The following is a 25,372-nucleotide window of genomic DNA, read 5'->3' as shown; positions in this document are numbered from 1 at the left end:
ATGAGAGTCCTTTGCCTGGTCTTACTGTTTTTCGCCTGGGTTTGCGTGGCAGCAGACGACTACAGCTTCCGCACGCGAGGCGCGGTTGACGACCTGCTTTACTACCAGATTGGCGGCGGCGAGGCGGTAATGCCGCCACCCGTGCGCCGCAGCCCCTCGCCGCTCAGTGTGGGCATTGGCTGGAATGCCGATATGATGTGCGGCAATTTCGACATCGACACCACGGTGCGCAACCAGCTAAACGGGATCACCGACGGCTTCCAGCAGCTGATGGGCAACGTTATCCAGAGTGCCACCGGGGCGGTTGCCAGCCTACCCGCGATGATTATCCAGCGCGCCAATCCGCAGCTTTATGATCTGCTGACCAACGGCGTACTGCAGGGGCGGCTGGATTTTGATAAGTCGTTGCTGAACTGCCAGAAAATGGCGGAGAAGATGACCGATTTAGCGACAGATTCCGCCTGGTTTTCCGGAGCCAAAGCGGAGAATTACCAGTCCCTCGCCGCCAGCGATAATGACGCCATTCGCACCGACCAGAAAGCGGCAAAAGAGGCCGCCGAAAAGGGTAAACGCTGGGTGGGTGGCGAAAAGCGCGGCGGCAAAGGCCAGCCGCCGATTAAGGTAGTCCATGACGCCACCGCCGCAGGCTGGAATATTCTCAACCAGCAGCCCGCCACCAGCACCACGTCTCTTACCGCCTCCGAATGCGACGGGGAACTTTGTAACACCTGGACATCCCCTGAAGAAGCCGCCGGATGGATGACCCGTGTTGTCGGCGAGCAGACCATCAGCGTGGCGCAGGCCACCGACGATCCGGATGCGCGTTCCGGCGCTCAGGCTGGGATCGGTCTGCATCCGCTGATCGATGAAGAAAAGGCGAAGATCCTGCCCCTTCTGGCTGATCTGGTTAATGGCAGCCAGAAACCCGGTTTCGACAATCTGGCGAAAGCCTCCGGCGGATCCATGCAGCTTACCCGCGGCGTGGTCGAGGCGCTACGCGACGATCCGGATGTTGCCGTCCTCACTGAACGACTGGCGGGAGAACTGGCGTTGGCCCGCATCACCGAGCAGGCGCTGCTGGCCCGGCGCACGCTGCTCGCGGGCATGCGCGAGCCGAATATCGCCAACGTCAAAGAAGCGCAGGACGGCTTAGGCAAAACCACCGCCCAACTGGATGAAGAGCTGAGCCAGCTTAAGCTGGAACTCGATTTCCGCCAGGCGCTGACGCGCAATACCGCCAGCCAGATCCTACAACGCAAACAGCAGCGCGATCAGCTTCAGGGACAGGTGGTGGAAGTGCCGGACGACAGCGATCGCCGCCTGCACAATCTCAATAATCCGCAGTCGGACAACCCGCGATGACCGCCAACAGCTATTTTGAGTACGTACTCACCCTGCTCGGCTGGCTGGTGAACAACAGCGTGTGGCAGACGCTGACCGCCACCGGGCTATTCGCCCTGCCCCTGCTGGCAAAACTGATTGCCCTGTGGCTGAAAGCGCGCGGCCAGGGGGCGGATGAAGGCAACGTCGCCCGCCTGCTGGTCGTCTGGATGGAGCACTCGCTCTACAGTGCTCTGCTGGTGATCCTCTTTGCGGGCGTGCCGTTCCTCAATGTCGATATCAACACCCTCACCTACGACAGCCAGCGCACAAAACAGTGCGGCTGGTCGGTTGTACAGCCCAGTGATTCCGGCTATGCACCTTTGATTAATGAACTCAGCGGCCAGAGCGCTTCTGTTCCGGTGTGGTGGTACTTCACTCATGCGCTGGGCAAAGGCATCACCAGCGCCGCCGTCGCGGTATTGCCCTGCAAACCGGACTTGCGCCAGTTGCGCTTTGAGGTGCAGCACACCCGGATCGCCGATCCGGCACTGGCGCAGGAGCTACAGGATTTCGTTAACGACTGCTACGGGCCGTCGCGGGCAAGGCTCAAGCGGCTGGGCAGCGATATCAGCGAGGAACAGAGCCGGGAATTGGACTGGGTGGGATCGTCTTTTTACCTCTCCACGCCGGGTTATTACGACCACGATCATTCCCGTTCGCCCCGCACCGCCTGGCCTTATGACGCCAGCCGCGATGATGGCCTGAACGATACGGGTGGCGGTGGCTATCCAGCGTGTAAGGAGTGGTGGTCCGATGATGATGCGGGGTTGAAAAATCGGCTGCTGAAACAGGTGGATGCCACACTCTGGCAGCAACTGCAGAGGCTGGGACAGTCGAAAGACGAGTATGACGAGGCGGTGCTGCGCTCGCTGGTGAGCCCACGCAATATGCAGGTGTCGCAGGGTGGGCTGGTATACAACGGGTTTGGTGGGAACGCGGGAGATAACTTGAATGCATCGCAAGCGTTAAGCCGGTTGGGGAGTATCGCCGGAATGTCGGTTTCCAGCCTCGCGCTGTTCCCTACCTTCGATGGCGTGCGTCAGGCGTTGCCGATGGTGCAGGCATTCCTTGGAATGGCCCTAGTGATTTGTATTCCTGTGATCCTGCTGTTCTCTGCGTGGGAATTAAAAACCGTGGTTACGCTGAGCTTCGTGCAGTTCGCCCTGTTCTTTCTTACCTTCTGGTGGGAACTGGCCCGTTGGCTGGATAGCTGGCTGATGGAGATGATTTATAGCGAGAACGGCGCTTCACATTTCAACCTGTACGGCTTACAGAACACTTCTGATGATCTGATCGTCAATATGGTGATGGGGACGATGTTTGTTGTGTTGCCCACGTTTTGGCTAGGAGGACTGACGTGGGCAGGGGTGAGGGTTGGTGGAGCTGTGGCTGTCTCTATTGGAAATAGTGTTCATGATCTTAAAAAGGCAGGAGCCCATTTAAGTAAAACAATATTCCGTTAGCGGATGTAAATCAAAACTTATTTAAGTTGTTTTATTTTTCTATAAATTGTTGACTCTCTTTTTTTAGCCTGATGCCAATGCTCTCCCGAATGAGTTTTTCCAACACTAGGCATTGTAAAGAAAACACAAGTAAGCACAGTGATAGATATAAGAATACTAGTACCACCATATACTCCGGATGGAAGTATATTACTTATAAAAATATACATCCATATCATAAGAATAAATAGACTAATCAATTGATTAATTTTTGACACAGAGACAAATGAAGGGCCGGATAAGATATGTGAAAACTTCTCATATTTTCCACGCGGAGGATTTCTCGACAGAGTTACTTTATAAAGCGGCCCCGTAACTTCGTCTTCCAATAAATCCACATGGTTCTCCCAATTCTCCTGCCATTGCTTACTCCCTCTATTTACTAGTACCCAAGCGAAAGAGAATACAATACCTAAACATGAAAGAATCAATATTATTTCGTTCTTGTTTTTGAGTATATCAATAGAAATAGCACTTACGCTAATATAGCCAGTAAAAATTGCCGCAATAAAAGCCCAGAAATATGCAGCACGTTTCCAATATAAATCTATTTCAAACTTCCTAATATCCAATGCGAATTCTAATGCTTTTTTTTGAATTTCAGGGTCAGATTTAAAGTCTTTATTATAATCGTCTTGTGTGTAGAGCTTATTGTCCATCAAGTTCAAGCCTTTGAATTAAATCAAGTTGTCATAAGAAATACATAAACATATTTTATTCTAACATTGCAACTCCCATTACACTAATGCCCCCTCTGTCATCCTCCAAGAGAAACATAAACTTTAAAAAAACACCAATAATATCAAATAATTATGATGGACTTTAAGTTTCCTAAAAGGCTGCAATACACAATGGATTATATCTCTGCCTTACACCAGAGGCCCCATGTACACCACATATCCGGAGATGTTCAACTAACTTTCCCAGAAAATCACGAACAATTGTTCAAGAAATCATTAGCTGTGTTTCCAGGATATTGCTCTTCACACTTATCACCCACAATACGTTCGATACAGGGCATTTAGGCTCGATGAGAGTATGACCATCCACATCTCCGGTGGCATCAGTCGCAGCCCGGTAGTAGACCATCTGTTCTGGCACCAGGACGGCCAGCAGTTATTCCTCCCTTATGACAAAACGCAGTGGCCTGCTGAACAGTATGTTGGCTGGCACCGTAAACAGATTTTCAAAGCCTGAAAATACGCAACGGGCCGTTAAGCCCGTTGTTCGTTATATCACCGCAGTTCTATCACTCTCGCCCGCTCAGCCTGCTTTCGGTAGTGGTCGTATCGCTCCCGGAACCATGCTTGCTGTTCATCACTCATATTGCCGGTCACAGCATCGATATCCACTGGCTGGCCCAGGGCTTGCATACGGGCAAAACTGCGTGCCAGAAAATCAAAATTCTTCAATGCGTTTATATCTTGTCGGTTCATTAGCATATCCCTCCAGTCATTGTGTTTACTGTTCAAGGTCATATGCTTTTCTGATTTCAGTATCCGCCTGAAAAAGATCATTTTTTGAGCGATGCGTGCGCATCAATCTGCCTGCGTTCACATTTCAGGAACGACAAAACTCTTCAGCGCCGGTAATGATTTTCCCCTCCCTTTTATCACCCGCGCAGAAAACACTACCGCCAGCCATGCAGTAAGTTCGCCATGTATCCGGAAGGTGCGAACGGCGCAAATGCGCAGGATACACGTACCATTCCATCCCGCAGGGAAACGCCCTGCGAAGGGTGTTCCCTGCTCATTTACAGGAGAAACACCATGTCGCTTTTCGATAAAAAACCGTCGTTAATGCCGGTGGTTATCGCCCCTGATGTCTGGCAATCCGCTGTGGAATTTCCCGCCGACCCGCAGCAGGTGGAAGAACGGCTGGGCAATCTGTTGCTCGCCGTACTGCTGACCCTGCGCACCGCCGGGGCATCCCGCAAGAAAGTCACCTTTACGATCTACTGCCAGCCGCCACAGGGAGATATGAAAGTCCCTGTCGCATTACCGCTGTCGCTCAACTATCACGGCCATTATGTGCAGGTATCGATGGCTGAACAGGCATAACCTCTCCCCGCCGGAGTCGCTTCCGGATGGAGGCAGCTCCGGCTTCTTCCATGAGGATCGCACAATGGACAGAAGCAACGATATCTACCAGAAAGTCACCGACCAGATTATTGCTGAACTGGAAAACGGCAATGTGCCGTGGATCCGCCCGTGGCGCGACGGCGAGCCGCCGTTCCCGATCAATGCGTTATCCGGTCGTCCGTATCACGGCATTAACGTGCCGCTGTTGTGGAACAGTGCGGATAAACAGAGTTTCGCCAGCGACCGCTGGCTGACGTTCCATCAGGTCAGCGCGCTCGGCGGGCAGGTGCGCCGGGGGGACAATTCCTCTCTGGCGGTGCTGTATCTGCCGCGCTCGCAGGAAGAAACTGACGCCAGCGGCCAGCCGTTGCTGGATAAAGACGGCGAGCCGAAGGTGCGGCATTTCGGGATCATTCGTGAGTTCCGGCTGTTTAATCTGTCGCAGTGCGACGGCCTGCCGCAGACGCTGTCTGAGCCGTTTATCCGGTCCGCAGATCCCGTGGAGGCCGCCGAAGCCATTGCGATGAACAGCGGCGTGACGCTGCGCCATCGCCGCCAGTCGGAAGCGTATTACAGACCCGCGACCGATCTGGTGATGATGCCGCACCCGCAGCAGTTTGAAAGCAGCGAGGCGTACTACGCCACGCTACTGCATGAACTGACGCACGCCACCGGCCACGCTTCACGCCTCAACCGCCCCGGTATTGCCGGCGCGGAACGCACCGAAGCGCTCTACGCTGCCGAAGAAATGGTGGCGGAGATGGGCAGCGCCTTCCTGTGCGCCCATTGCGGCATTCAGGGCAGTCTCCAGCACGCCAGCTATATCGGCCACTGGCTGGATATCCTGCGCTAGGACAAACGGGCGCTGATTCGCGCCAGCGGTATGGCTCGCCAGGCCAGTGAATGGCTGCTCAACGCGGTACCACAACCCTGTCAGCTTAGCGCCTGACAGCCCACCCGCACGGGGAGCCTTCCCCGCCGGGAAGTTGCTCCCTTTTTCTGAGGATCAACGTATGGGACTCGATCTCTTCTTTTTCGAACGGGCAAAAAACGCGCCCGATGAAAGCCAGTACGCCAGAGTGGGTTATTTCCGCAAGGTGAACCCGTTACTCAAATGGGTGGATAAACACGTTGGGCTGGTGCGCAACCAGGTGCTGTTAGAAGTCACAAAAGCACATTTGCAGGCGCTTCTGAGTGACCTGCAGAGCCTGACGCCGGATAACTGCGGCGCGGTTTATCCCACCATTGACGGCTTTTTCTATGGTTATACCGATTATGGAGAACACTACTGGAAAGACGTTCGCGCCGTCACTCACTGGGTGAAAGAGACGCTGGAGACGTTTGATTTTGAACGAGACAGGCTGATGTTTTATGCCTGGTGGTAGTTTTAAAGTGGCCGACAATACGTCGGTCACTTTTCACACGTCAACCAGAAATACACCGCAAAATATGCACATGAGAGTATAAATTTTTACTAATAAAAATGTAAAAGGCCCAAAGGGAGACACTTCAAAGGAAGGGCGACAAGGGCAAAGGGGCCTGCCCGGAAAGGGGAAATATGCTGAAGTGGCTACAAAGATCATTCCAGAGCCAGCTACCTGCGCCAGACGCTGTGCTGCCGACGGGTTGGTATGCGCCACAATCCGCAGAACGGTTGCTGGCGACACCGTTACGCCAGTCCTGTTTGCATCAGTTACGGCAACTGACCCCGCTGCCGGATACCCTGTTTGATAGCTGGATCCTCACGGTGATTCATCGCTTCGCCACGTTGGTACAACTGCTACCCGCCTCACAAAGTCATCACCATTCCATTCCCGGCGGACTACTGGACCATTCGCTGGAAGTTGCCTGCAACGCCATCCGACTGCGCCAGGGTTATCTGCTGCCACCGGAAGCGGGTGCGGAAGAACAGGCCCGGCAAGCCAGCGCATGGACGGTCACAGTAGTCTGCGCGGCATTGCTGCACGACACGGGAAAAATCGCCGTGGATATGGAGATCCATCAACTGGATGGCGCCCGCTGGCGTCCGTGGCATGGGAATCTGGCGCAGCCTTATCGCTGGCAGTACCAGAGCCATGGTCGCGACTATCATCTACATCCGGCGGCTGGCGCAATGCTGATTAATCAGTTGATACCCTCGCCATTACTGGACTGGCTGGCCGGATACCCGCCGGCTTTTGCGTCCCTGATTTATCAGCTCACCGGACACTACGAACGGGCTGGCGCACTGGCTGAACTGGTGCAGCAGGCCGATAAAGCCTCTGTCGCCCGATACCTCGGCGGCAATATCAAAACCGCGCTGGCGCAAAAGCCCTCTTCCTTCCCCCAGCAACTTCTTACAGCCTTGCGGTCGCTGGTACAGAACGAGTACCGGCTCAATAATCCCGAATGCGGATCCGATGGCTGGTTGACGGAGGATGCGTTGTGGCTTATCAGCAAAACCACCGCCGACCGGGTTCGCGCCTGGCTGCTCCAGCATGGCGTAGCCAGCGTACCGGAAAATAATAACCGCCTGTTTGACGAACTGCTGGCACATCAGCTTATCGTTGCCAATGAGGATAAAGCGATCTGGCGCTGCATTATCCGATCGGATAAGGGCTGGTCGCCCGTTGAACCGCTGACGCTGCTGCGCCTGACACCGTCTGCAATATGGGAGCCAGGCGAACAACGTCCCGCCGGTTTTGCCGGTGATGTGACGCCGGTAAGCGAAGCTGAACCCGTCCCTGAACTTAGCGCCCCCACTCAACCGCTGCCGGAGATAGCAGACGACCCGAGGCTTGGTGACAATAATAATTTCCTGCAGTGGCTGAAGAACCACACCAGCCCTTCAGCCACGGTGAATACCCGAAACGGCAAGGTACATGTGGTGGAAAACCATCTTTTCTTGATTTCGCCGGGGATCTTTAAGACATACGCAGCAGAAACTACAGGCGATACCGGCGACGGCTGGAAACTGGCACAGCGAATGTTTCAGGAGTCAGGGCTTGCCCTGCGCTGTAATGATGACAGTTTTATCTGGACCTGCGAGGTTCGCGCTCCACAAAAAACGGGGCAGTTGAAAGGATTTCTGATGGAAAAGCCGGCGCTGGTGCTTGGAGAGAAAATGCCGGTGAATAATCCGTGGTTAAAGTTGATATCAACTCAAAATTCAGAGGAATTGTAATAATGATAAAGCGCTTCTGAGTAAAAATACCGTCGCGTTACACCCTATAATTTTTAGCCAAACGCCCACACTGCCGCCGTATGCCCTGAAAAACACTTTCAGCCAGCGCAAATGGAAACGAGTCTGGCAATAAACGAGATACGCGCTCAATCACTTCCGGCGCGCTGGAAATAATCTCATCTATCATTAACTCGACCTGTTGTTTAGTCAGGCCAGTTAGCTCACCGTGATGGATCCAATGCCGACGCTGAATTTTCCAAAGAAGGTAATAATTACTGCTGCCACGAATGGCCATGGCCAGTCTGCATTTTTTCCACGAAATTTGGCTATTTTGCTGCCCCATTACCGGCCAGGCCGATAACACGTCATATAAAGGAGTAAGGCGATAACTATTTTGCGGACCAACCGCGATACTGAAATTTTTTGCGTGACCATCAATAGCCGCCATCACCCAGAAAAGGATCTGCGCTTTAAAAAAAACGTTCCATGTCACTCTTAGCCCGTTCCGAATGGCGGAGAATTTCCATAATATCGCTGACACCCGGACCACCTTCAGATTGGTATTTCTTTCGTGGAGAAATCCCCAATGCCTGACATATATCTTCTTGTGGTAAGCGAACGATCCGCTGCCAATCGCCTGACCATGCTCGATCAAACCGTTCAACGATTAATGCTTTTTGATCTTCAAACTGCGCAATCTGAGTTTTTGCTACTGGCATTCCATAGTGTTCAAGAATCAGAGAACACAGCCATTCATTTTCAACTGAAGTACTCATATCCGCCTGCATATTGCCAACCAGTCCCAGTGGTAGTTTGAAAATATGCGTTGTTGGCGTATGGCCTTCAGGAAGGCACCACTTCCCTTTATGCCATAGTAATGCCGTTTTCTCCTGAGCCCCGGCAATACAAAAACGGTGCGCGCGAACATCTTCATGGCAGCTCGCCAAATCCACGGTAGTATTGCGTAATATTGTGGCAACTTCCGTTTCGGAAAGTGGGCGGTAATTTACAGAAAAAACATCTGCGGGTTCTTCTCCTGGCATAAGCAGTTGGATAGCGCCAGCACAGTCCCTCCCCAGTTCAGCAAGCAGATCTAAAGGATCGAAGCTTCCAGCACGATAACGCCTCGCTAAGCGCCTACGGATGTTCTCGCTGTCGGGTAATAAATTATCGAAATAGTTGCGTACCACGTCACCACAGCAGAGTTGATTACCCACTGTAAACGGTAATGACAGCGACAAGGGGATGCCTTGCTCATCAGCAACCCACTCAGACAGGTACTGAAACCGGTCTTCACCTCGGGTCTTCTCCCAGAATCCAACTGGTATGCCATTCATCCAGATAGCTAAACGCTTTTGACTGCAGTGCATAACGTCACCATTTTCTCGTCTGGTGAGCGATTTTTATTATGGATTTATCGCTCCTGAGGTTATCCCTAGAAAAGCACCATATCTATTCTGGCTTACTAAAAACTTTATAAATATCTCAGTAATGCAAGATAGCCATTTTTGCCTTCATATCCTTACCAATCAGTGCAACGGCAGCGTTACATAGCGACAAAGAAACCGCGCCTCATGCTGATTGTCCAGCCGAACCTGAAAGACATCGTGTGTATCCTGCACGGATGCGTCTTCGCGCCACGCCAACAGACCCTGTTGGTTCATACGGTTAATAATCTGATCGGGCGTTGCGCCCTGATTCAATGCTTCGACTACCTGTTGCAGGGGAAGTGGTAGCGTCTGAGCAGGCCACATCACTTCAACGCTTACGAGCTGGCGGTGTGTCCGGAGTGACATCGGTAGTTTCCTCCATGGCTAGAATTTCGCGGTTAATTAGCCATGAAATAGGGGCATTTTTCACGTTTACAAGTTTTGCAGGAGACTGCACTATCCCATTAGAATACTGCGCCAATTTATCAACCATTCTCTACGTCCAGGTGCTGATAGATGTCAGATATGTATCATGACTAATGGAACGATAGTCAGTACTTTCAGTCTGGCATTCTGCATGAAAAACAAGCCGTGGAGGGTTAAATCTCTTCACAGACTGCACTAAAATAGTCAGCGCCATTAATATAAATTGAGTCATCATAACTCAATATAATATTCAGCTATGCTATTCCACAATGATAGTTCATTTTGTGTTCTGCTGGAGTTTGAGGTATAAAATAGCACTCACATATGCTTATGGACTACTCTCTTCACACTATAGTATGCTCTGAGCAAAATGTGATATTGTTCATGTTTTTAATTTGTTACACAGTAACTCATGAAATATTGGGTGACATATGTATCTTACAATGCCTAAAGTTTACCTAATATCTTGTAAAGAAATCCAATGTTTTTGGAGAAAAAATGACCAGTAAAATAGAGATTGATTTTAATGCAGGGCGAATATGTGAGGCTATTGCTAAAATTGGCTATGAGCCACATACTGCAATCATGGATATAATTGATAACTCGGTAACAGCTGGTGCAAATGATATCAGTGTAAACCTAATTCTTGCGGAAGGTAAAAATCTAAAATCAAGAAATGCAGTATCAACATACGTAATCACAGATAATGGTTGTGGCATGGATACTGATGGGATAAAGAATGCCTTTTCACTAGGTTCAAACAATAATAATTACACATTAAACAGTTTATCGAAATATGGTCTCGGTCTAAAATCCGCAGGACTTTCATTAGGTACGTCGATTACTATTATAAGCAAGATAAATAATATCATATACGGACCTTTCACATTTGATAGTGATGCTATAAAAAAACAAAATATACTATTTATAAATAAAACAAAAATTTCTGATTTTACAAGCATACTACCAAATTCTTTTAATAATAGTCCGTCAGGGACAGTAGTTTTAGTACAAGGCTGCGGACGAATCAACCAAGCGTCGCCAAAGTTAACAACTGAAAAACTAAAAAAACGCCTTGGTGTTACCTATTTTTCATTCTTAAAGAGAGACAATCCTTTAAAAATAACATTAAATATTAAACCTTATGGTCAAACTGGTACTGAAATACCTATCCAGCCAAGAGACATGTTATTTATGGATAGCCCTGACTTTAAGGAAAGATATATTCCTGATGCTTACGATTATTATAGCCCTATATTGGCCATGAAGGATAAGTGGACGCTTCAAGATGTAAATGGAAATGATCTCCCAGTAATAGAAATCAAAGCTGTTGTTTTCCCTCAAGCTAGCATGGCCGAATCAAAATCGCCACTTCCACAAGAGTTGAAAGAAAAAATTTCATCATATGAAATATCTAAAGAAAATAGTGGCTTTTTCATCTATAGAAATGGCCGACTAATTCGCTGGGGGGATGACATTGATGGAATTATAACTAAAGATGATATTAATGTTCGTATCAGAATGGATTTAGAAACTGCTCATGATGATGTTTTACATGTTGATATTACAAAGCAGAGATTAGAAATTGATGATGAGACTAGAAATAAACTAAAAGCAATTGTTGATAAAGCTCTTATTACAGCCGAAAATATTAGAAGTGATTGTAAGTTTAAATTAAAATCAACCAAAAATGAAGAGGGATTAGGGTTTACTGCAACGATAGAAAATGTATCAGAGGATGATCCTGATTTAATTACAGGGCAGTTAAACTCTGAAATCATTAAGAGAAGAAATGAAAGCGCTGTAGATGGTGAAAATGCTAAGCAAGATTTAGATATTAAGATAAATGATAGTTCCACTCATAGCTTCAGGAAAATAGTTTATTCAGAAAAGGTCGATTATGGGATGGTTTGGAAAGCATTTTATGATGCAACAGAGGGCGTCTTTGTGGGCGTGAATAAGAACCATCCTTTTTACAAAGAATTTCTGTCAAAATTCCCAGAAAATAGCACCGAGCGAATTGTTTCTGAGGCATTGATATTTTCAGTCGGACTTGCCGAAAGAAATACACGGGATAATTTCGTGGAAGTTGACGTGGAAATATTTAATAAGATTTTTAAAAAATTCCACAACAACATTAATAACTGGCTGGCCGAGTGGTCAGGTGAAAATATAAACCTGGCCGAATAATGATTAAGAGTAATGGTGTATTAGTTGGAGCAAGATATTGCTCCAATATATATTTTATTATTCACAATGGATATTTATATATCGGTGAGACTGGAGGACATCCATCCGTTCGATGGGGAGGACATCTTTGTAAAGGAGGAACACTCAGGGAAAACCTGAGGAAATTTGAAGAGGATGACATTAATGAAAAGGAAGAAATATTTTTTGCAAGTGTAGCAACTAATATAATTGATAATGAAAACGAGTATAATAGGAAGATTGCCAGGAAAGCTGTTGAATATGAAGTTCAAAGACATTTCTTTTTAAATCCAAATGTTTTTGGCGAAGAACTTCGATGTGTATCAACTGTTTCTAGCAATCCTGTGAGGCATAGTTTTGGTTTTGATCCTGATTCATTTTCACAAGCCATCTTACAAATGGCTGCTGAAAAGTATAAGAAATGGAAATCACTACTAGAATACACTGATTTATAGGAGTAAATTTACCGTAAAATGTATATAAATTTGATATAGTTTACTTATTATATCAGTGCCATGCTAAATCAAAGCACTTCTTCTTTTGCAAACTCCAGATGAATTTATCTGGAGTCATGTTGTTGTAACCGTTCATGATTGCATGCCTTGCGCTAGTTGTTGTTTTGTAATACGCACCTTCCAGTGACAAAAAAACCAGTGAATGTTCAAACATTCATCCGCGGACTGCCGTTAAACACCTCAAAACGGGTTATCGGTTGATTTACTCAGGTACCATAAGTTTGCCAGAATCTGAAAAATGTATTCATTTACATTTCATAGACTCTTAGACAGCTGTTTAAATTGTGTCTCCCAACTCAACCTCATCCTGCGCCGCCAGCAGAACCAACTCTGACTTTGATACCAACAAATCTTTCGGCTTGGCACCACGCAGCCTGCGGTTTGCCGAACCGAACCAGATAGCCAGTCCCCAGGGCGTTTTGCGTTCTTTGAACAGCGAGAGAATCAGCCTGACAACCTTGAGAGGCCGCATTTTCTCATCCAGAACATAATCCGGATACAAATCCTCCCCGTCGACCTTCAGCGAGAATATCTTCCCGGCGGCTTTCCAGCCTTTCGGGCCTGCCTCAGGATCGGCAGAACGGAAACCCGCTTTTGCCGATAGCTCAGATGCCGTCAGCCATTCCGAGTCAGCCAGTATTCTGGCTTTCAGCTCCTCTAGTTGCCGGTCATTGCGCTCCTGGAAGCTCATATGGTCGAGTGCGCCTCCCTGCGATTTTTTGAAGCCATACGGCACAACATGCCTGAACCGATTTGCATCCAGATAATCCGCCCACCACTGCATCATCTCCCGACGTTCTTCGAGATGCTGCGCCTTGTGGATATACGCCGCCCGCACGCGCTTGCGCTCCTGATGGCTCATCTGGCGCTCTACCGCGTCGCTTGACCACAGGCCTGACTCCACCAGCGCGCTACAGGCCATGGTGCGAAAACCGTGGCCGCAGACATCTTTCTGGGTGTCGTAGCCCATCACCCGCAGCGCTTTGTTGATGGTGTTTTCGCTCATCGGTTTGCGGTAATTGTGATCGCCGGGGAACACCAGTTCAGCTCCCGGTCGGCAATGCTGCCGCACCTCGTGCAGCAGTTCGATTGCCTGACGCGACAATGGGACCAAGTGTGGGGAGTGCATCTTCGCCCCACGCGCTGAATATTTAACGCCGGGGATCGGCTCACGCTCAGCGGGGATGGTCCACATGGCGTTACGCAGATCAATTTCATCCCAGCGGGCAAAGCGCAGTTCGCTGGAACGGATAAACAGCAGCAGAGCCAGCTTTACCGCCAGTTGAGTCAGTTGACGGCCTTTGTAATCGTCGATTCTTTCCAGGAAATCAGGGATAAGATTCAGATCCAGCGCCGGGTGGTGACGAACTTTGGGCGTAGAGACCGCGCCGGTTAAATCCGATGCGGGGTTATGATCGATAATGCCGTTCTGGACGGCGTAGCGCATCACGCAGGCAGTGCGCTGCTGAAGCCGGGAAGCAACATCCAGCTTGCCCGCTTTCTCCACCTCTTTGATGGGTACCAGCAGGTCTTTAACCTTCATTTTGGTGATGTCACAGCTGCCGTTCGTGGGGAACACATAAAGCTCGAAGTAACGCAGCACCCGCTTCTTATGTTCCGCCGACCAGTTCACGTTACTGGTGACCCATTCGCGTGCCACAGACTCAAACGTATGTTCCGGCGTTATAGCAAGGCGTTCAGCCTTTCGGTGTGCGCTCGGATCGATGCCGGAAATCAGCAGTAATTGGGCCTCTTCACGCATGCGTCTTGCCTGTGCAAGCGTCAAAAGCGGATAAGGTCCTAAAGCGAGCTTTTTCTCTTTGTTTACAAAGCGGTACTTGATGTACCAGCGTTTTGAACCGTTAGGGTTAACCAGCAGGTAAAGTCCATGCGAGTCACTGAGCTTATACGGCTTGCCACAAGGCTTGGCGTGGACTATAGCGCGATCTGTTAGTGCCATTTGGGGGCCTCACTATTATCGAACTACGTCTAAGCCCCCAATTTGGCCCCCAAATCGTGTGGATGTCAATGGATGAAAAATGACCAACACGGAAAGAACACAAAATAAATATGGCTATTGTCGAAAAATAAATTATCTTTGAATTACAGACGGATATGGACGAATTTGGACGGAAATGGACACAAAAAAAGCCACCCTTAGGTAGCTAATTATTGCATCACTTGGTGCCGAAGGCCGGACTCGAACCGGCACGTATTTCTACGGTTGATTTTGAATCAACTGCGTCTACCGATTTCGCCACTCCGGCACGGAAGGGATGCGGAAAACGTTGTGGATTATACCTGTCATGCGCCACCATGCAAGCGCCAGCGTGCGTCTGGCTCGCTAAGTGTTGAAAATTTCAGCATTACCTTTCGGAGCTGTAATCAACATCACGGTTTAGCCCGCGCAATAACCTCCTTAATCCCCCCTTCTGCGAAGCGTCCCGTTTCCCCATACTCTACACTTCCAGTTCAACACCACACTGAGGGAAACACGATGTCGATGATAAAAAGCTACGCCGCAAAAGCGGCGGGCAGCGAACTCGAACTCTATGAATATGATGCGGGCGAGCTTAAGCCGGAAGATGTCGAGGTACAGGTCGATTACTGCGGTATCTGCCATTCCGATTTGTCGATGATCGACAACGAATGGGGGTTCTCTCAGTATCCGCTGGTTGCCGGGCATGAGGTGATTGGTCGCGTGGCGGCGCTCGGCAGCGCGGCGCAGGATAAGGGGCTGAAAGTTGGCCAGCGCGTCGGCGTTGGCTGGACGGCGCGCAGCTGTGGGCATTGCGACGCCTGTATCAGCGGTAATCAGATTAACTGCCTGCAAGGTTCCGTTCCCACAATTCTCAATCGGGGTGGCTTTGCCGAGAAGCTGCGGGCAGACTGGCAGTGGGTGATCCCGCTGCCGGAGAGCATCGATCTGGCGGCAGCTGGCCCATTGCTGTGCGGCGGTATCACGGTGTTCAAACCGCTACTGATGCACCACATCACTGCCACCAGCCGCGTCGGGGTGATCGGCATCGGCGGGCTGGGGCATATCGCCATTAAGCTGTTACACGCGATGGGCTGCGAGGTGACCGCGTTCAGCTCCAATCCGGCGAAAGAGCAGGAGGTGCTGGCGATGGGAGCGGATAAGGTGGTCAACAGCCGCGATCCGGATGCGCTAAAAGCGCTGGCGGGCCAGTTCGATCTCATCATTAACACGGTTAACGTCGACCTCGACTGGCAGCCCTATTTTGAAGCGCTGGCCTACGGCGGTAACTTCCATACCGTCGGTGCGGTGCTGAAACCGTTGCCGGTACCGGCATTTACCTTAATTGCCGGCGATCGTAGCATCTCCGGTTCGGCGACCGGTACACCCTTCGAGCTGCGCAAACTGATGAAGTTCGCCGGGCGCAGCAAGGTATCGCCGACCACCGAACTGTACCCGATGTCGCAAATTAACGAAGCTATCCAGCACGTGCGCGACGGCAAGGCCCGCTACAGAGTGGTGCTGAAAGCCGACTTCTGATTATCTCTGCCGGGGGGAGTAAACCTCCCGGCTATTCCCGCCACTTTGGAATTCTCCTCGCAATCTCCGCAATTTAGCGGTGAAGAGTGCGTCACGGTTGCCTATACTCCAGGCAGGATAAATGGAGGAAATCTCAATGAGCGCACCCCTGCTAATCGCCCGCACGCCGGACACCGAACTGTTATTACTCCCAGGCATGGCCAACCGTCACGGGCTGATTACCGGCGCGACCGGGACCGGTAAAACCGTCACGCTACAGAAACTGGCCGAATCGCTGTCTGAGATTGGCGTGCCGGTATTTATGGCTGACGTAAAAGGTGACTTAACCGGCGTAGCGCAGGAAGGACAAGCCTCTGAAAAGCTGCTCGCCCGCCTGAAAAACATCGGCATTACCGACTGGCAACCGCATGCTAATCCGGTCACGGTGTGGGATATCTTCGGCGAAAAAGGCCACCCGGTGCGGGCCACGGTCTCTGACCTCGGGCCGCTGCTGCTGGCGCGTCTGCTGAATCTCAACGATGTGCAGTCCGGCGTGCTGGATATTATCTTCCGCATTGCCGATGACCAGGGTCTGTTGCTGCTGGATTTCAAAGATCTGCGGGCCATTACGCAGTACATCGGCGATAACGCTAAATCGTTCCAGAACCAGTACGGCAACATCAGCAGCGCCTCGGTGGGCGCTATCCAGCGCGGACTGTTGTCACTGGAACAACAGGGAGCGGCGCACTTCTTTGGCGAGCCGATGCTGGATATCAAAGACTGGATGCGTACCGATGCCAGCGGTAAAGGGATGATCAACATCCTCAGCGCCGAAAAGCTGTACCAGATGCCCAAACTGTACGCCGCCAGCCTGTTGTGGATGCTCTCCGAGCTGTATGAACAATTACCGGAAGCCGGCGATCTGGAGAAACCAAAACTGGTGTTCTTCTTCGATGAAGCCCACCTGCTGTTCAACGACGCTCCACAGGTGCTGCTGGATAAAATTGAACAGGTGATCCGCCTGATCCGCTCGAAAGGGGTCGGCGTGTGGTTCGTTTCGCAAAACCCGTCCGATATTCCGGACAACGTACTCGGCCAGTTGGGGAACCGCGTGCAACATGCCCTGCGCGCCTTCACGCCGAAAGATCAGAAAGCGGTGAAAACCGCGGCGCAAACTATGCGCGCCAACCCAGCCTTTGATACTGAAAAAGCCATTCAGGAGCTGGGCACCGGCGAAGCGCTAATTTCCTTCCTCGATGCCAAAGGTAGCCCGTCGGTGGTGGAAAGGGCGATGGTGATTGCGCCGTGCTCGCGCATGGGGCCGGTAACCGACGACGAGCGCAACGGGCTGATTAATCACTCCTCATTGTATGGAAAATATAAGGAAGAGGTCGACCGTGAGTCCGCCTATGAGCGTTTACAGCAAGGCGTACAGGCCAGCACCGAGCAGCAAAATACACCTCCCGCCAACGGTAAAGCGATCGACGTGGATGGCGGTATTCTCGGGGGGTTGAAAGATATTCTGTTTGGCAGCACCGGACCACGCGGCGGTAAGCGCGATGGCGTAGTACAGAGCGTGGCGAAAAGCGCGGCGCGACAGGTCACTAATCAGATAATTCGCGGCATGTTGGGAAGTTTGATGGGCGGCAGAAAACGCTAGCAGTGAAATGCCCCTCCCGCACTACGGGAGGGGCGGATATTATGACTTACGCAGCATCAGCCACAGGCTTATCAGGAAGAAGCTGGCGCTAGGCAGCAACGCGCCGATAATCGGCGGAATGCCGTACACCAGCGTTAATGGGCCAAAGATTTGGTCCAGCACATAGAACACAAAACCGAAGCTAATCCCTGTCACCACGCGAACGCCCATCGGGACGCTACGCAGCGGGCCAAAGATAAACGACAGCGCCATCAGCATCATGACCGCCACTGACAGCGGCTGGAAGACTTTGCTCCACATATTGAGCTGGTAACGTCCGGCGTCCTGGCCGCTCGACTTCAGGTACTTCACGTAGTTATGCAGACCGCTAATCGAGAGCGCATCAGGGTCCAGCGCGACAACGCCGAGCTTGTCCGGCGTAAGGTTGGTTTTCCAGGTCCCGCTAACCATCTGCGAACCGGTGATTTGCTTTGGATTGGTCAGGTTAGATTCATCCACCTGCGACAGACGCCAGACCTTCTGCTCCGGGTCAAACGTCGCGCTCGCAGCATAGCGAACGGACTGCAAACGACGCTTATCGTTAAAGGAGTAGATGCTAATCCCGCCTAATTCGGCGTCGCCTTTCACCCGCTCGATGTAGACAAAGCTGTCACCATCTTTCGCCCACAGACCCTGCTGGGTAGAGAGCAGCGAGCCACCGTACATCTGCTGCGCACGGTAGTTACGCGCCATCTGTTCGCCCTGCGGCGCCACCCATTCACCGATGGCCATCGTCAACAGCACCAGCGGAATCGCGGTTTTCATCACCGACAGCGCCACCTGCATACGGGTAAAGCCGGAAGCCTGCATCACCACCAGTTCACTGCGCTGAGCCAACATGCCCAGCCCCAACAACGCGCCGAGCAGCGCCGCCATCGGGAAGAAAATCTGGATATCTTTTGGTGCGCTGAGCAGGGTATACAGCCCGGCGCCCATCGCATCGTAGCTCCCCTGCCCGGCTTTTTTCAGCTGGTCGACAAACTTGATGATCCCGGAGAGCGACACCAGCATGAACAACGTCATCATGATGGTGGTGAAAATGGTTTTACCGATATAGCGGTCAAGTACACCAAAGGGCTGCATTATACCGCTCCTTTACGCATAAAACGGGCACGCAAGCGGCGCATCGGCACCGTATCCCAAAGGTTAAGTACAATCGCCAGCGCCAGATACGCCAGGTTAACCGCCCACATCCAGAACACCGGATCCAGCTTACCTTTGCCGCCATTCGACTTCAGCGATGTCTGGACCAGGAAGAACAGCAAATAGAGCAGCATTGCGGGCAGCATCGACAGTACGCGCCCCTGACGTGGGTTCACCACGCTCAGCGGTACGACCATCAGCGCCATCATAAATACAGTGAATACTAATGTGATACGCCAGGTCAGCTCCGCACGGGCACGATCGTTGTCGGTCGTCCACAGCGTACGCATATCCATCTGGTCGGTATCGTTTGGATCCAGCGCCACGGCCTGATGGCCAATAATCGCCTGATAATCCTGGAAGTCAGTGATGCGGAAATCACGCAGCAGCGCGGTCCCTTCAAAGCGCGTACCCTGGTTCAGCGTCACGACCTGGGAGCCATCGCGCATCTGGGTAAGATGTCCGGAATCAGCCACCACCACCGAAGGACGGGCATTACCTTTCGGGCGGATTTGCGCGAGGAACACATCTTTGAAGTTGCTGCCGTCAACGCTTTCGATAAACAGCACCGAACCGCCGTTAGTCGCCTGCTGGAATTGCCCCTGAGCAAGCGCGGCCATGCCGGGGTTAGCTTTCGCTTCCGCCAGCACTTCGTCCTGATGCCTGGAGGACCATGGTCCGGCCCACATCACGTTAACCGCCGCAATAATACTGGTAAACAACGCCAGCACCATCGCCGCTTTCACGAGCACAGCCTTGCTCAGCCCACAGGCGTGCATGACCGTAATTTCACTTTCGGTATACAGTTTGCCCAGCGTCATCAGCAGCCCGAGGAACAGGCTTAAGGGCAAGATAAGTTGCGCCATTTCTGGCACGCCCAGCCCCAGCAGCGAGAGCACCAGATTCGCCGGGATATCACCGTCAACCGCCGCACCAAGGATCCTGACTAACTTTTGACAAAAGAAGATCAAAAGCAGGATGAATAGGATCGCAAGTTGGCTTTTGAGCGTTTCCCGAACCAGATATCTTATGATTATCACTTTAAATACGCCCGTAAAAACCCGTCTTTTGCCGGAATTTAGCTTGTTTCATGGCTTAAACGTCATTTATTCTCTTGAGTCGTCGAAATCGTCGCTAAGATCATTATACTCAACGGATCCACCTCTCAGAAATTGTTCTGACGTGCCAATGCCGTAATAACGTTAAGATTAACACGAAGTCACCGCAACAGCGGGAATGAGTTACGAAAGCTTGCAATTCTATCCGTAGCCACCGCCGTTGTCTTTAAGATTCAGGAGCGTAGTGCATGGAGTTCAGTGTAAAAAGCGGTAGCCCGGAGAAACAGCGGAGTGCCTGCATCGTCGTGGGCGTCTTTGAACCACGCCGCCTCTCTCCGATTGCAGAGCAGCTCGACAAAATCAGCGATGGGTACATCAGCGCACTGCTGCGTCGTGGCGAACTGGAAGGCAAACCGGGTCAAACCCTGTTGCTGCACCATGTTCCTAACGTTCTGTCTGAGCGAATTCTCCTCATTGGGTGTGGCAAAGAGCGCGAACTTGATGAGCGCCAGTACAAGCAGGTCATTCAGAAAACCATCAATACGCTGAATGATACTGGCTCAATGGAAGCCGTCTGCTTCCTGACTGAGCTGCACGTTAAAGGTCGCAATAACTACTGGAAAGTACGTCAGGCCGTTGAGACGGCACAGGAAACGCTGTACAGCTTTGATCAGTTGAAAACCAACAAAAGCGAACCACGTCGCCCGCTGCGTAAAATGGTCTTCAACGTACCGACCCGCCGCGAATTGACCAGCGGTGAGCGTGCTATCCAGCACGGTCTGGCGATCGCCGCCGGCATTAAAGCGGCAAAAGATCTCGGCAACATGCCGCCGAACATCTGTAACGCCGCCTACCTGGCCTCTCAGGCGCGCCAACTGGCAGATAGCTATAGCAAAAATGTTGTGACCCGCGTGATCGGTGAGCAGCAGATGAAAGAGCTGGGCATGCACTCCTATCTTGCGGTCGGCAATGGTTCGCAAAACGAGTCGCTGATGTCGGTGATTGAGTATAAAGGTGTCGAATCCGAAGACGTACGCCCGATCGTGTTGGTGGGTAAAGGGTTAACCTTTGACTCCGGCGGTATCTCCATCAAACCTGCCGAAGGCATGGATGAGATGAAATACGATATGTGCGGCGCGGCAGCTGTGTATGGCGTGATGCGCATGGTGGCAGAGCTACAGTTGCCAATCAACGTCGTCGGCGTACTGGCGGGCTGTGAAAACATGCCGGGTGGTCGCGCGTATCGCCCAGGCGATGTGCTGACGACCATGTCTGGTCAAACCGTTGAAGTGCTGAACACCGATGCTGAAGGCCGTCTGGTGCTGTGCGACGTGTTAACCTACGTCGAGCGTTTTGAACCGGAAGCGGTCATTGACGTCGCAACCCTGACCGGCGCGTGCGTGATTGCGCTGGGCCATCACATCACCGGCCTGATGTCGAACCACAATCCGCTGGCGCATGAGCTGATCGGCGCATCCGAGCAGGCTGGCGACCGCGCGTGGCGTCTGCCGTTGGGTGATGAATTCCAGGAACAACTGGAGTCCAACTTTGCGGATATGGCTAACATAGGCGGCCGTCCTGGTGGTGCTATCACCGCGGGCTGCTTCCTGTCGCGCTTTACCCGTAAATATAACTGGGCGCACCTGGACATCGCGGGTACCGCATGGCGTTCCGGTAAAGCCAAAGGCGCCACCGGTCGTCCGGTAGCGCTGCTGTCGCAGTTCCTGCTCAATCGCGCCGGATTTAACGGCGACGAGTAATGTGTAAATGCCGGATGGCGCTACGCTTATCCGGCCTACAAAGCAGCAAGCTGTAGGCCTGATAAGACGCGCGAGCGTTGCCATCAGGCGATAAGGCCGGGTCACCCGGCTTTGTATTTAAATCCACCACAAGAAGCCCCATATATGAAGAATGCGACGTTCTATCTTCTGGATAATGACACTACCGTTGATGGCTTAAGCGCCGTCGAGCAACTGGTGTGTGAAATTGCCGCAGAACGTTGGCGTGCTGGCAAGCGTGTGCTGATCGCCTGCGAAAACGAAAAGCAGGCCTTTCGCCTTGATGAAGCCCTGTGGGCAAGACCGGCAGAAAGCTTCGTGCCGCATAATCTGGCGGGTGAAGGTCCCAGAGGCGGCGCACCGGTAGAGATTGCCTGGCCGGAAAAACGCAACAGCAGCCCGCGCGACCTGCTCATCAGTTTGCGCGTTGGCTTTGCAGATTTTGCCACCGCTTTCACAGAAGTGATAGACTTCGTCCCTTACGAAGATTCTTTGAAACAATCGGCACGCGATCGCTACAAAGCTTACCGCGTGGCTGGTTTTAACCTGAATACGGCAACCTGGAAATAATGGAAAAGACATATAACCCACAAGATATCGAACAGCCGCTTTACGAGCACTGGGAAAAGCAGGGCTATTTCAAACCTAACGGCGATGAAAGCAAAGAGTCCTTCTGCATCATGATCCCGCCGCCGAACGTCACCGGCAGTTTGCATATGGGTCATGCTTTCCAGCAAACCATCATGGACACCATGATTCGCTACCAGCGCATGCAGGGCAAAAACACTCTGTGGCAGGCCGGTACCGACCACGCGGGTATCGCTACCCAGATGGTGGTTGAGCGTAAGATTGCCGCTGAAGAAGGTAAAACTCGTCACGACTACGGTCGCGATGCGTTCATCGACAAAATCTGGCAGTGGAAAGCGGAATCCGGCGGCACCATTACCCGTCAGATGCGCCGTCTCGGCAACTCCGTTGACTGGGAGCGCGAGCGCTTCACCATGGACGAAGGTCTTTCCAATGCCGTGAAAGAAGTCTTCGTTCGCCTGTACAAAGAAGACCTGATTTACCGCGGCAAGCGCCTGGTGAACTGGGACCCGAAACTGCGCACCGCCATCTCTGACCTGGAAGTGGAAAACCGCGAGTCCAAAGGCTCGATGTGGCACATCCGCTATCCGCTGGCCGACGGCGCGAAAACCGCAGATGGTAAAGATTATCTGGTCGTCGCCACTACCCGTCCGGAAACCATTCTCGGCGATACTGGCGTGGCCGTGAACCCGGAAGATCCGCGTTATAAAGATCTGATCGGCAAATTCGTGATGCTGCCGCTGGTTGACCGCCGTATTCCAATCGTTGGCGACGAACACGCCGATATGGAAAAAGGCACCGGCTGCGTGAAGATCACCCCGGCGCACGACTTTAACGACTACGAAGTCGGTCGTCGTCACGCCCTGCCGATGATCAATATTCTGACCTTTGACGGCGACATCCGCGAAACCGCGGAAGTGTACGACACCAAAGGCGAAGAGTCTGACGTTTACTCCAACGCGATCCCGGCTGAATTCCAGAAGCTGGAACGTTTTGCTGCCCGTAAGGCGATCGTCGCTGCCGTTGACGCGCTGGGCCTGCTGGAAGAAATTAAACCGCACGACCTGACTGTCCCTTACGGCGACCGTGGCGGCGTGGTTATCGAACCGATGCTGACCGACCAGTGGTACGTGCGTGCTGACGTGCTGGCGAAACCAGCGGTTGAAGCCGTTGAAAACGGTAGCATTCAGTTCGTGCCGAAGCAGTACGAAAACATGTACTTCTCCTGGATGCGCGATATTCAGGACTGGTGTATCTCCCGTCAGCTGTGGTGGGGTCACCGTATCCCGGCATGGTACGACAACGACGGCAACGTCTACGTTGGCCGTACAGAAGACGAAGTGCGTCAGGAAAACGACCTCGGCGCCGACGTTGCGCTTCGTCAGGACGAAGACGTTCTCGATACCTGGTTCTCCTCCGCGCTGTGGACCTTCTCCACCCTCGGCTGGCCGGAAAATACCGACGCCCTGCGTCAGTTCCACCCAACCAGCGTGATGGTTTCCGGCTTCGACATCATCTTCTTCTGGATTGCCCGCATGATCATGATGACCATGCACTTCATCAAAGATGAAAACGGCAAGCCGCAGGTTCCGTTCCATACCGTCTACATGACCGGTCTGATTCGCGACGACGAAGGCCAGAAGATGTCCAAGTCCAAGGGTAACGTTATTGACCCGCTGGATATGGTCGACGGCATCTCCCTGCCGGAGCTGCTGGAAAAACGTACCGGCAACATGATGCAGCCGCAGCTGGCTGAGAAGATTGCCAAGCGTACCGAGAAGCAGTTCCCGAACGGTATCGAGCCGCACGGCACCGACGCCCTGCGCTTTACCCTGGCGGCGCTGGCTTCGACCGGCCGCGATATCAACTGGGATATGAAGCGTCTGGAAGGTTACCGTAACTTCTGTAACAAGCTGTGGAACGCCAGCCGCTTCGTGCTGATGAACACTGAAGATCAGGATTGCGGCTTCAACGGCGGTGAAATGACGCTGTCGCTGGCTGACCGCTGGATCCTGGCTGAATTCAACCAGACCGTGAAAGCGTACCGCGAAGCGCTGGATAACTTCCGCTTCGATATCGCCGCGGGCATTCTGTACGAGTTCACCTGGAACCAGTTCTGCGACTGGTATCTGGAGCTGACCAAGCCGGTAATGACCGGGGGTTCCGAATCTGAACTGCGCGGCACCCGCAATACGCTGGTCACCGTGCTGGAAGGTCTGCTGCGCCTGGCGCACCCAATCATCCCGTTCATCACTGAAACCATCTGGCAGCGCGTGAAGGTCATTTGCGGTATTACCGCCGATACCATTATGCTGCAGCCGTTCCCGGAATATAACGCCGCGCAGGTTGATGAAGCCGCGTTGGCCGATACCGAATGGCTGAAGCAGGCGATCGTTGCCGTGCGTAACATTCGTGCGGAAATGAACATCGCCCCGGGTAAACCGCTGGAGCTGCTGCTGCGTGGTTGCAGCGCTGACGCGATGCGTCGTGTGAACGACAACCGCAGCTTCCTGCTGAACCTGGCGCGTCTGGAAAGCATCACCGTGCTGCCTGCCGATGACAAAGGTCCGGTTTCCGTGACCAAAATCATCGACGGAGCTGAACTGCTGATCCCGATGGCTGGCCTCATCAACAAAGAAGATGAGCTGGCGCGTCTGGCGAAAGAAGTGGCGAAAATCGAAGGTGAGATTGCCCGTATCGAAGGCAAACTCTCCAACGAAGGTTTCGTCGCTCGCGCACCGGAAGCGGTGATCGCCAAAGAGCGTGAGAAGTTGGACGGTTACGCAGAAGCGAAAGCGAAGCTGATTGAGCAGCAGGCGGTCATCGCCGCGCTGTAACACTGTTTGCCGGATGGCGCTACGCTAATCCGGCAAACAGGCACAAAAATTTAAGGCCGGAGCAT

19 protein-coding genes, 1 tRNA gene and 3 pseudogenes are annotated in these 25,372 nt (G+C 52.1%); 14 read left to right on the top strand and 9 right to left on the bottom strand.

Features of this window, described 5'->3' with window-relative positions:
• A complete protein-coding gene (locus FDW96_RS00940; protein ID WP_137365067.1) occupies positions 1–1,362 on the top strand; it encodes an integrating conjugative element protein in 1,362 nt (453 codons plus the stop codon).
• Positions 1,359–2,846: a conjugal transfer protein TraG N-terminal domain-containing protein gene (locus FDW96_RS00935; protein ID WP_137365066.1), complete on the top strand. Its 1,488-nt coding sequence runs from the start codon at positions 1,359–1,361 to the stop codon at positions 2,844–2,846. Before FDW96_RS00940 ends, FDW96_RS00935 begins: the two co-directional genes overlap by 4 nt.
• 17 nt (positions 2,847–2,863) lie before the next feature.
• Here FDW96_RS00935 and FDW96_RS00930 read toward each other — a convergent pair whose 3' ends face one another.
• Positions 2,864–3,544 (bottom strand): hypothetical protein, encoded by a 681-nt coding sequence (locus tag FDW96_RS00930; RefSeq protein WP_137365065.1) that lies wholly within the window; start codon positions 3,542–3,544, stop codon positions 2,864–2,866.
• A gap of 358 nt (positions 3,545–3,902) precedes the next feature.
• On the opposite strand from FDW96_RS00930, the pseudogene FDW96_RS00925 reads away from it, so the two are divergent.
• Positions 3,903–4,082: pseudogene (locus tag FDW96_RS00925) on the top strand (restriction endonuclease); the annotation flags it as partial.
• Between the two features lie 38 nt (positions 4,083–4,120).
• Here the strand turns inward: FDW96_RS00925 and glgS are convergent.
• Entirely contained in the window at positions 4,121–4,321 is a 201-nt protein-coding gene (gene glgS / locus FDW96_RS00920; protein WP_137365064.1) for a cell surface composition regulator GlgS, read from the bottom strand.
• Positions 4,322–4,654: 333 nt separating this feature from the next.
• Here glgS and FDW96_RS00915 point away from each other — a divergent pair, with 333 nt between their 5' ends.
• The 4 genes and pseudogenes from FDW96_RS00915 to mobH all read left to right on the top strand — a co-directional run bounded on the left by FDW96_RS00915 (position 4,655) and on the right by mobH (position 8,129).
• A complete protein-coding gene (locus tag FDW96_RS00915) occupies positions 4,655–4,945 on the top strand; it encodes a hypothetical protein (RefSeq protein ID WP_025713656.1) in 291 nt (96 codons plus the stop codon).
• A 64-nt stretch (positions 4,946–5,009) separates the two neighbouring features.
• Positions 5,010–5,915: pseudogene (locus FDW96_RS00910) on the top strand (ArdC family protein).
• Positions 5,916–5,979: 64 nt separating this feature from the next.
• Positions 5,980–6,351 (top strand): hypothetical protein, encoded by a 372-nt coding sequence (locus tag FDW96_RS00905; RefSeq protein WP_009652327.1) that lies wholly within the window; start codon positions 5,980–5,982, stop codon positions 6,349–6,351.
• Between the two features lie 173 nt (positions 6,352–6,524).
• On the top strand, positions 6,525–8,129 hold the full coding sequence (gene mobH, locus FDW96_RS00900) for a MobH family relaxase (RefSeq protein WP_137365063.1): 1,605 nt from the start codon (positions 6,525–6,527) through the stop codon (positions 8,127–8,129).
• 37 nt (positions 8,130–8,166) lie between these two features.
• On the opposite strand, the pseudogene FDW96_RS00895 reads toward mobH, so the two are convergent.
• Together FDW96_RS00895 and FDW96_RS00890 are read right to left on the bottom strand one after the other, a co-directional pair.
• Positions 8,167–9,499, bottom strand: a pseudogene (locus FDW96_RS00895) (type II toxin-antitoxin system HipA family toxin).
• A gap of 159 nt (positions 9,500–9,658) precedes the next feature.
• A complete protein-coding gene (locus FDW96_RS00890) occupies positions 9,659–9,883 on the bottom strand; it encodes a hypothetical protein (protein WP_373562165.1) in 225 nt (74 codons plus the stop codon).
• 600 nt (positions 9,884–10,483) lie between these two features.
• Between FDW96_RS00890 and FDW96_RS00885 the strand changes: the two genes are divergently transcribed.
• Positions 10,484–12,175: an ATP-binding protein gene (locus FDW96_RS00885; protein ID WP_137365061.1), complete on the top strand. Its 1,692-nt coding sequence runs from the start codon at positions 10,484–10,486 to the stop codon at positions 12,173–12,175.
• Positions 12,175–12,648 carry a hypothetical protein gene (locus FDW96_RS00880; protein ID WP_111771483.1) on the top strand — a complete coding sequence of 158 codons (474 nt, stop codon included), beginning with the start codon at positions 12,175–12,177 and terminating at the stop codon, positions 12,646–12,648. The genes FDW96_RS00885 and FDW96_RS00880 overlap by 1 nt, the downstream gene beginning before the upstream one ends.
• Before the next feature lie 337 nt (positions 12,649–12,985).
• Here FDW96_RS00880 and FDW96_RS00875 read toward each other — a convergent pair whose 3' ends face one another.
• Both FDW96_RS00875 and FDW96_RS00870 read right to left on the bottom strand, forming a co-directional pair.
• Positions 12,986–14,668: an integrase arm-type DNA-binding domain-containing protein gene (locus tag FDW96_RS00875; RefSeq protein WP_137365060.1), complete on the bottom strand. Its 1,683-nt coding sequence runs from the start codon at positions 14,666–14,668 to the stop codon at positions 12,986–12,988.
• 222 nt (positions 14,669–14,890) lie between these two features.
• Positions 14,891–14,975: transfer RNA gene (locus FDW96_RS00870), tRNA-Leu, on the bottom strand.
• A gap of 230 nt (positions 14,976–15,205) precedes the next feature.
• Here FDW96_RS00870 and FDW96_RS00865 point away from each other — a divergent pair.
• Together FDW96_RS00865 and FDW96_RS00860 are read left to right on the top strand one after the other, a co-directional pair.
• Positions 15,206–16,225: an NAD(P)-dependent alcohol dehydrogenase gene (locus tag FDW96_RS00865; RefSeq protein WP_061382765.1), complete on the top strand. Its 1,020-nt coding sequence runs from the start codon at positions 15,206–15,208 to the stop codon at positions 16,223–16,225.
• Between the two features lie 136 nt (positions 16,226–16,361).
• The gene (locus tag FDW96_RS00860) at positions 16,362–17,864 is read left to right on the top strand and encodes a helicase HerA-like C-terminal domain-containing protein (RefSeq protein ID WP_137365059.1); all 1,503 of its coding nucleotides are present in this window, start codon (positions 16,362–16,364) and stop codon (positions 17,862–17,864) included.
• 39 nt (positions 17,865–17,903) lie between these two features.
• Here the strand turns inward: FDW96_RS00860 and lptG are convergent, their stop codons facing one another.
• The 3 genes from lptG to FDW96_RS25145 all read right to left on the bottom strand — a co-directional run bounded on the left by lptG (position 17,904) and on the right by FDW96_RS25145 (position 20,199).
• The gene (gene lptG, locus FDW96_RS00855; protein ID WP_042312673.1) at positions 17,904–18,986 is read right to left on the bottom strand and encodes an LPS export ABC transporter permease LptG; all 1,083 of its coding nucleotides are present in this window, start codon (positions 18,984–18,986) and stop codon (positions 17,904–17,906) included.
• On the bottom strand, positions 18,986–20,086 hold the full coding sequence (gene lptF, locus FDW96_RS00850; protein WP_042312675.1) for an LPS export ABC transporter permease LptF: 1,101 nt from the start codon (positions 20,084–20,086) through the stop codon (positions 18,986–18,988). The genes lptG and lptF overlap by 1 nt, the downstream gene beginning before the upstream one ends.
• A gap of 62 nt (positions 20,087–20,148) precedes the next feature.
• The gene (locus FDW96_RS25145; protein ID WP_212723231.1) at positions 20,149–20,199 is read right to left on the bottom strand and encodes a hypothetical protein; all 51 of its coding nucleotides are present in this window, start codon (positions 20,197–20,199) and stop codon (positions 20,149–20,151) included.
• 153 nt (positions 20,200–20,352) lie between these two features.
• On the opposite strand from FDW96_RS25145, the gene pepA reads away from it, so the two are divergent.
• From pepA to FDW96_RS00835, 3 genes are all read left to right on the top strand, one after another.
• Positions 20,353–21,864 carry a leucyl aminopeptidase gene (pepA, locus tag FDW96_RS00845; protein ID WP_038636783.1) on the top strand — a complete coding sequence of 504 codons (1,512 nt, stop codon included), beginning with the start codon at positions 20,353–20,355 and terminating at the stop codon, positions 21,862–21,864.
• 144 nt (positions 21,865–22,008) lie between these two features.
• The gene (gene holC, locus FDW96_RS00840; RefSeq protein WP_042312678.1) at positions 22,009–22,452 is read left to right on the top strand and encodes a DNA polymerase III subunit chi; all 444 of its coding nucleotides are present in this window, start codon (positions 22,009–22,011) and stop codon (positions 22,450–22,452) included.
• Positions 22,452–25,307: a valine--tRNA ligase gene (locus tag FDW96_RS00835; RefSeq protein ID WP_137365058.1), complete on the top strand. Its 2,856-nt coding sequence runs from the start codon at positions 22,452–22,454 to the stop codon at positions 25,305–25,307. The genes holC and FDW96_RS00835 overlap by 1 nt, the downstream gene beginning before the upstream one ends.
• Positions 25,308–25,372 lie beyond the last annotated feature (65 nt).

Origin of the sequence: Citrobacter sp. TBCS-15 (assembly GCF_005280815.1) — a bacterium.
Classification (GTDB): Bacteria; Pseudomonadota; Gammaproteobacteria; order Enterobacterales; family Enterobacteriaceae; genus Citrobacter; species Citrobacter werkmanii.
Note: the sequence above shows the minus strand (reverse complement) of the source record. Positions and strands in the feature narration are given on the sequence as shown.

Bases quoted from the DNA above. Each gene is read 5' to 3' on its own strand.
- FDW96_RS00940 (WP_137365067.1), top strand. From the start codon at position 1: ATGAGAGTCCTTTGCCTGGTCTTACTGTTTTTCGCCTGGGTTTGCGTG.
- FDW96_RS00935 (WP_137365066.1), top strand. From the start codon at position 1,359: ATGACCGCCAACAGCTATTTTGAGTACGTACTCACCCTGCTCGGCTGG.
- FDW96_RS00930 (WP_137365065.1), bottom strand. From the start codon at position 3,544: ATGGACAATAAGCTCTACACACAAGACGATTATAATAAAGACTTTAAA.
- glgS (WP_137365064.1), bottom strand. From the start codon at position 4,321: ATGAACCGACAAGATATAAACGCATTGAAGAATTTTGATTTTCTGGCA.
- FDW96_RS00915 (WP_025713656.1), top strand. From the start codon at position 4,655: ATGTCGCTTTTCGATAAAAAACCGTCGTTAATGCCGGTGGTTATCGCC.
- FDW96_RS00905 (WP_009652327.1), top strand. From the start codon at position 5,980: ATGGGACTCGATCTCTTCTTTTTCGAACGGGCAAAAAACGCGCCCGAT.
- mobH (WP_137365063.1), top strand. From the start codon at position 6,525: ATGCTGAAGTGGCTACAAAGATCATTCCAGAGCCAGCTACCTGCGCCA.
- FDW96_RS00890 (WP_373562165.1), bottom strand. From the start codon at position 9,883: ATGTGGCCTGCTCAGACGCTACCACTTCCCCTGCAACAGGTAGTCGAA.
- FDW96_RS00885 (WP_137365061.1), top strand. From the start codon at position 10,484: ATGACCAGTAAAATAGAGATTGATTTTAATGCAGGGCGAATATGTGAG.
- FDW96_RS00880 (WP_111771483.1), top strand. From the start codon at position 12,175: ATGATTAAGAGTAATGGTGTATTAGTTGGAGCAAGATATTGCTCCAAT.
- FDW96_RS00875 (WP_137365060.1), bottom strand. From the start codon at position 14,668: ATGGCACTAACAGATCGCGCTATAGTCCACGCCAAGCCTTGTGGCAAG.
- FDW96_RS00865 (WP_061382765.1), top strand. From the start codon at position 15,206: ATGTCGATGATAAAAAGCTACGCCGCAAAAGCGGCGGGCAGCGAACTC.
- FDW96_RS00860 (WP_137365059.1), top strand. From the start codon at position 16,362: ATGAGCGCACCCCTGCTAATCGCCCGCACGCCGGACACCGAACTGTTA.
- lptG (WP_042312673.1), bottom strand. From the start codon at position 18,986: ATGCAGCCCTTTGGTGTACTTGACCGCTATATCGGTAAAACCATTTTC.
- pepA (WP_038636783.1), top strand. From the start codon at position 20,353: ATGGAGTTCAGTGTAAAAAGCGGTAGCCCGGAGAAACAGCGGAGTGCC.
- holC (WP_042312678.1), top strand. From the start codon at position 22,009: ATGAAGAATGCGACGTTCTATCTTCTGGATAATGACACTACCGTTGAT.
- FDW96_RS00835 (WP_137365058.1), top strand. From the start codon at position 22,452: ATGGAAAAGACATATAACCCACAAGATATCGAACAGCCGCTTTACGAG.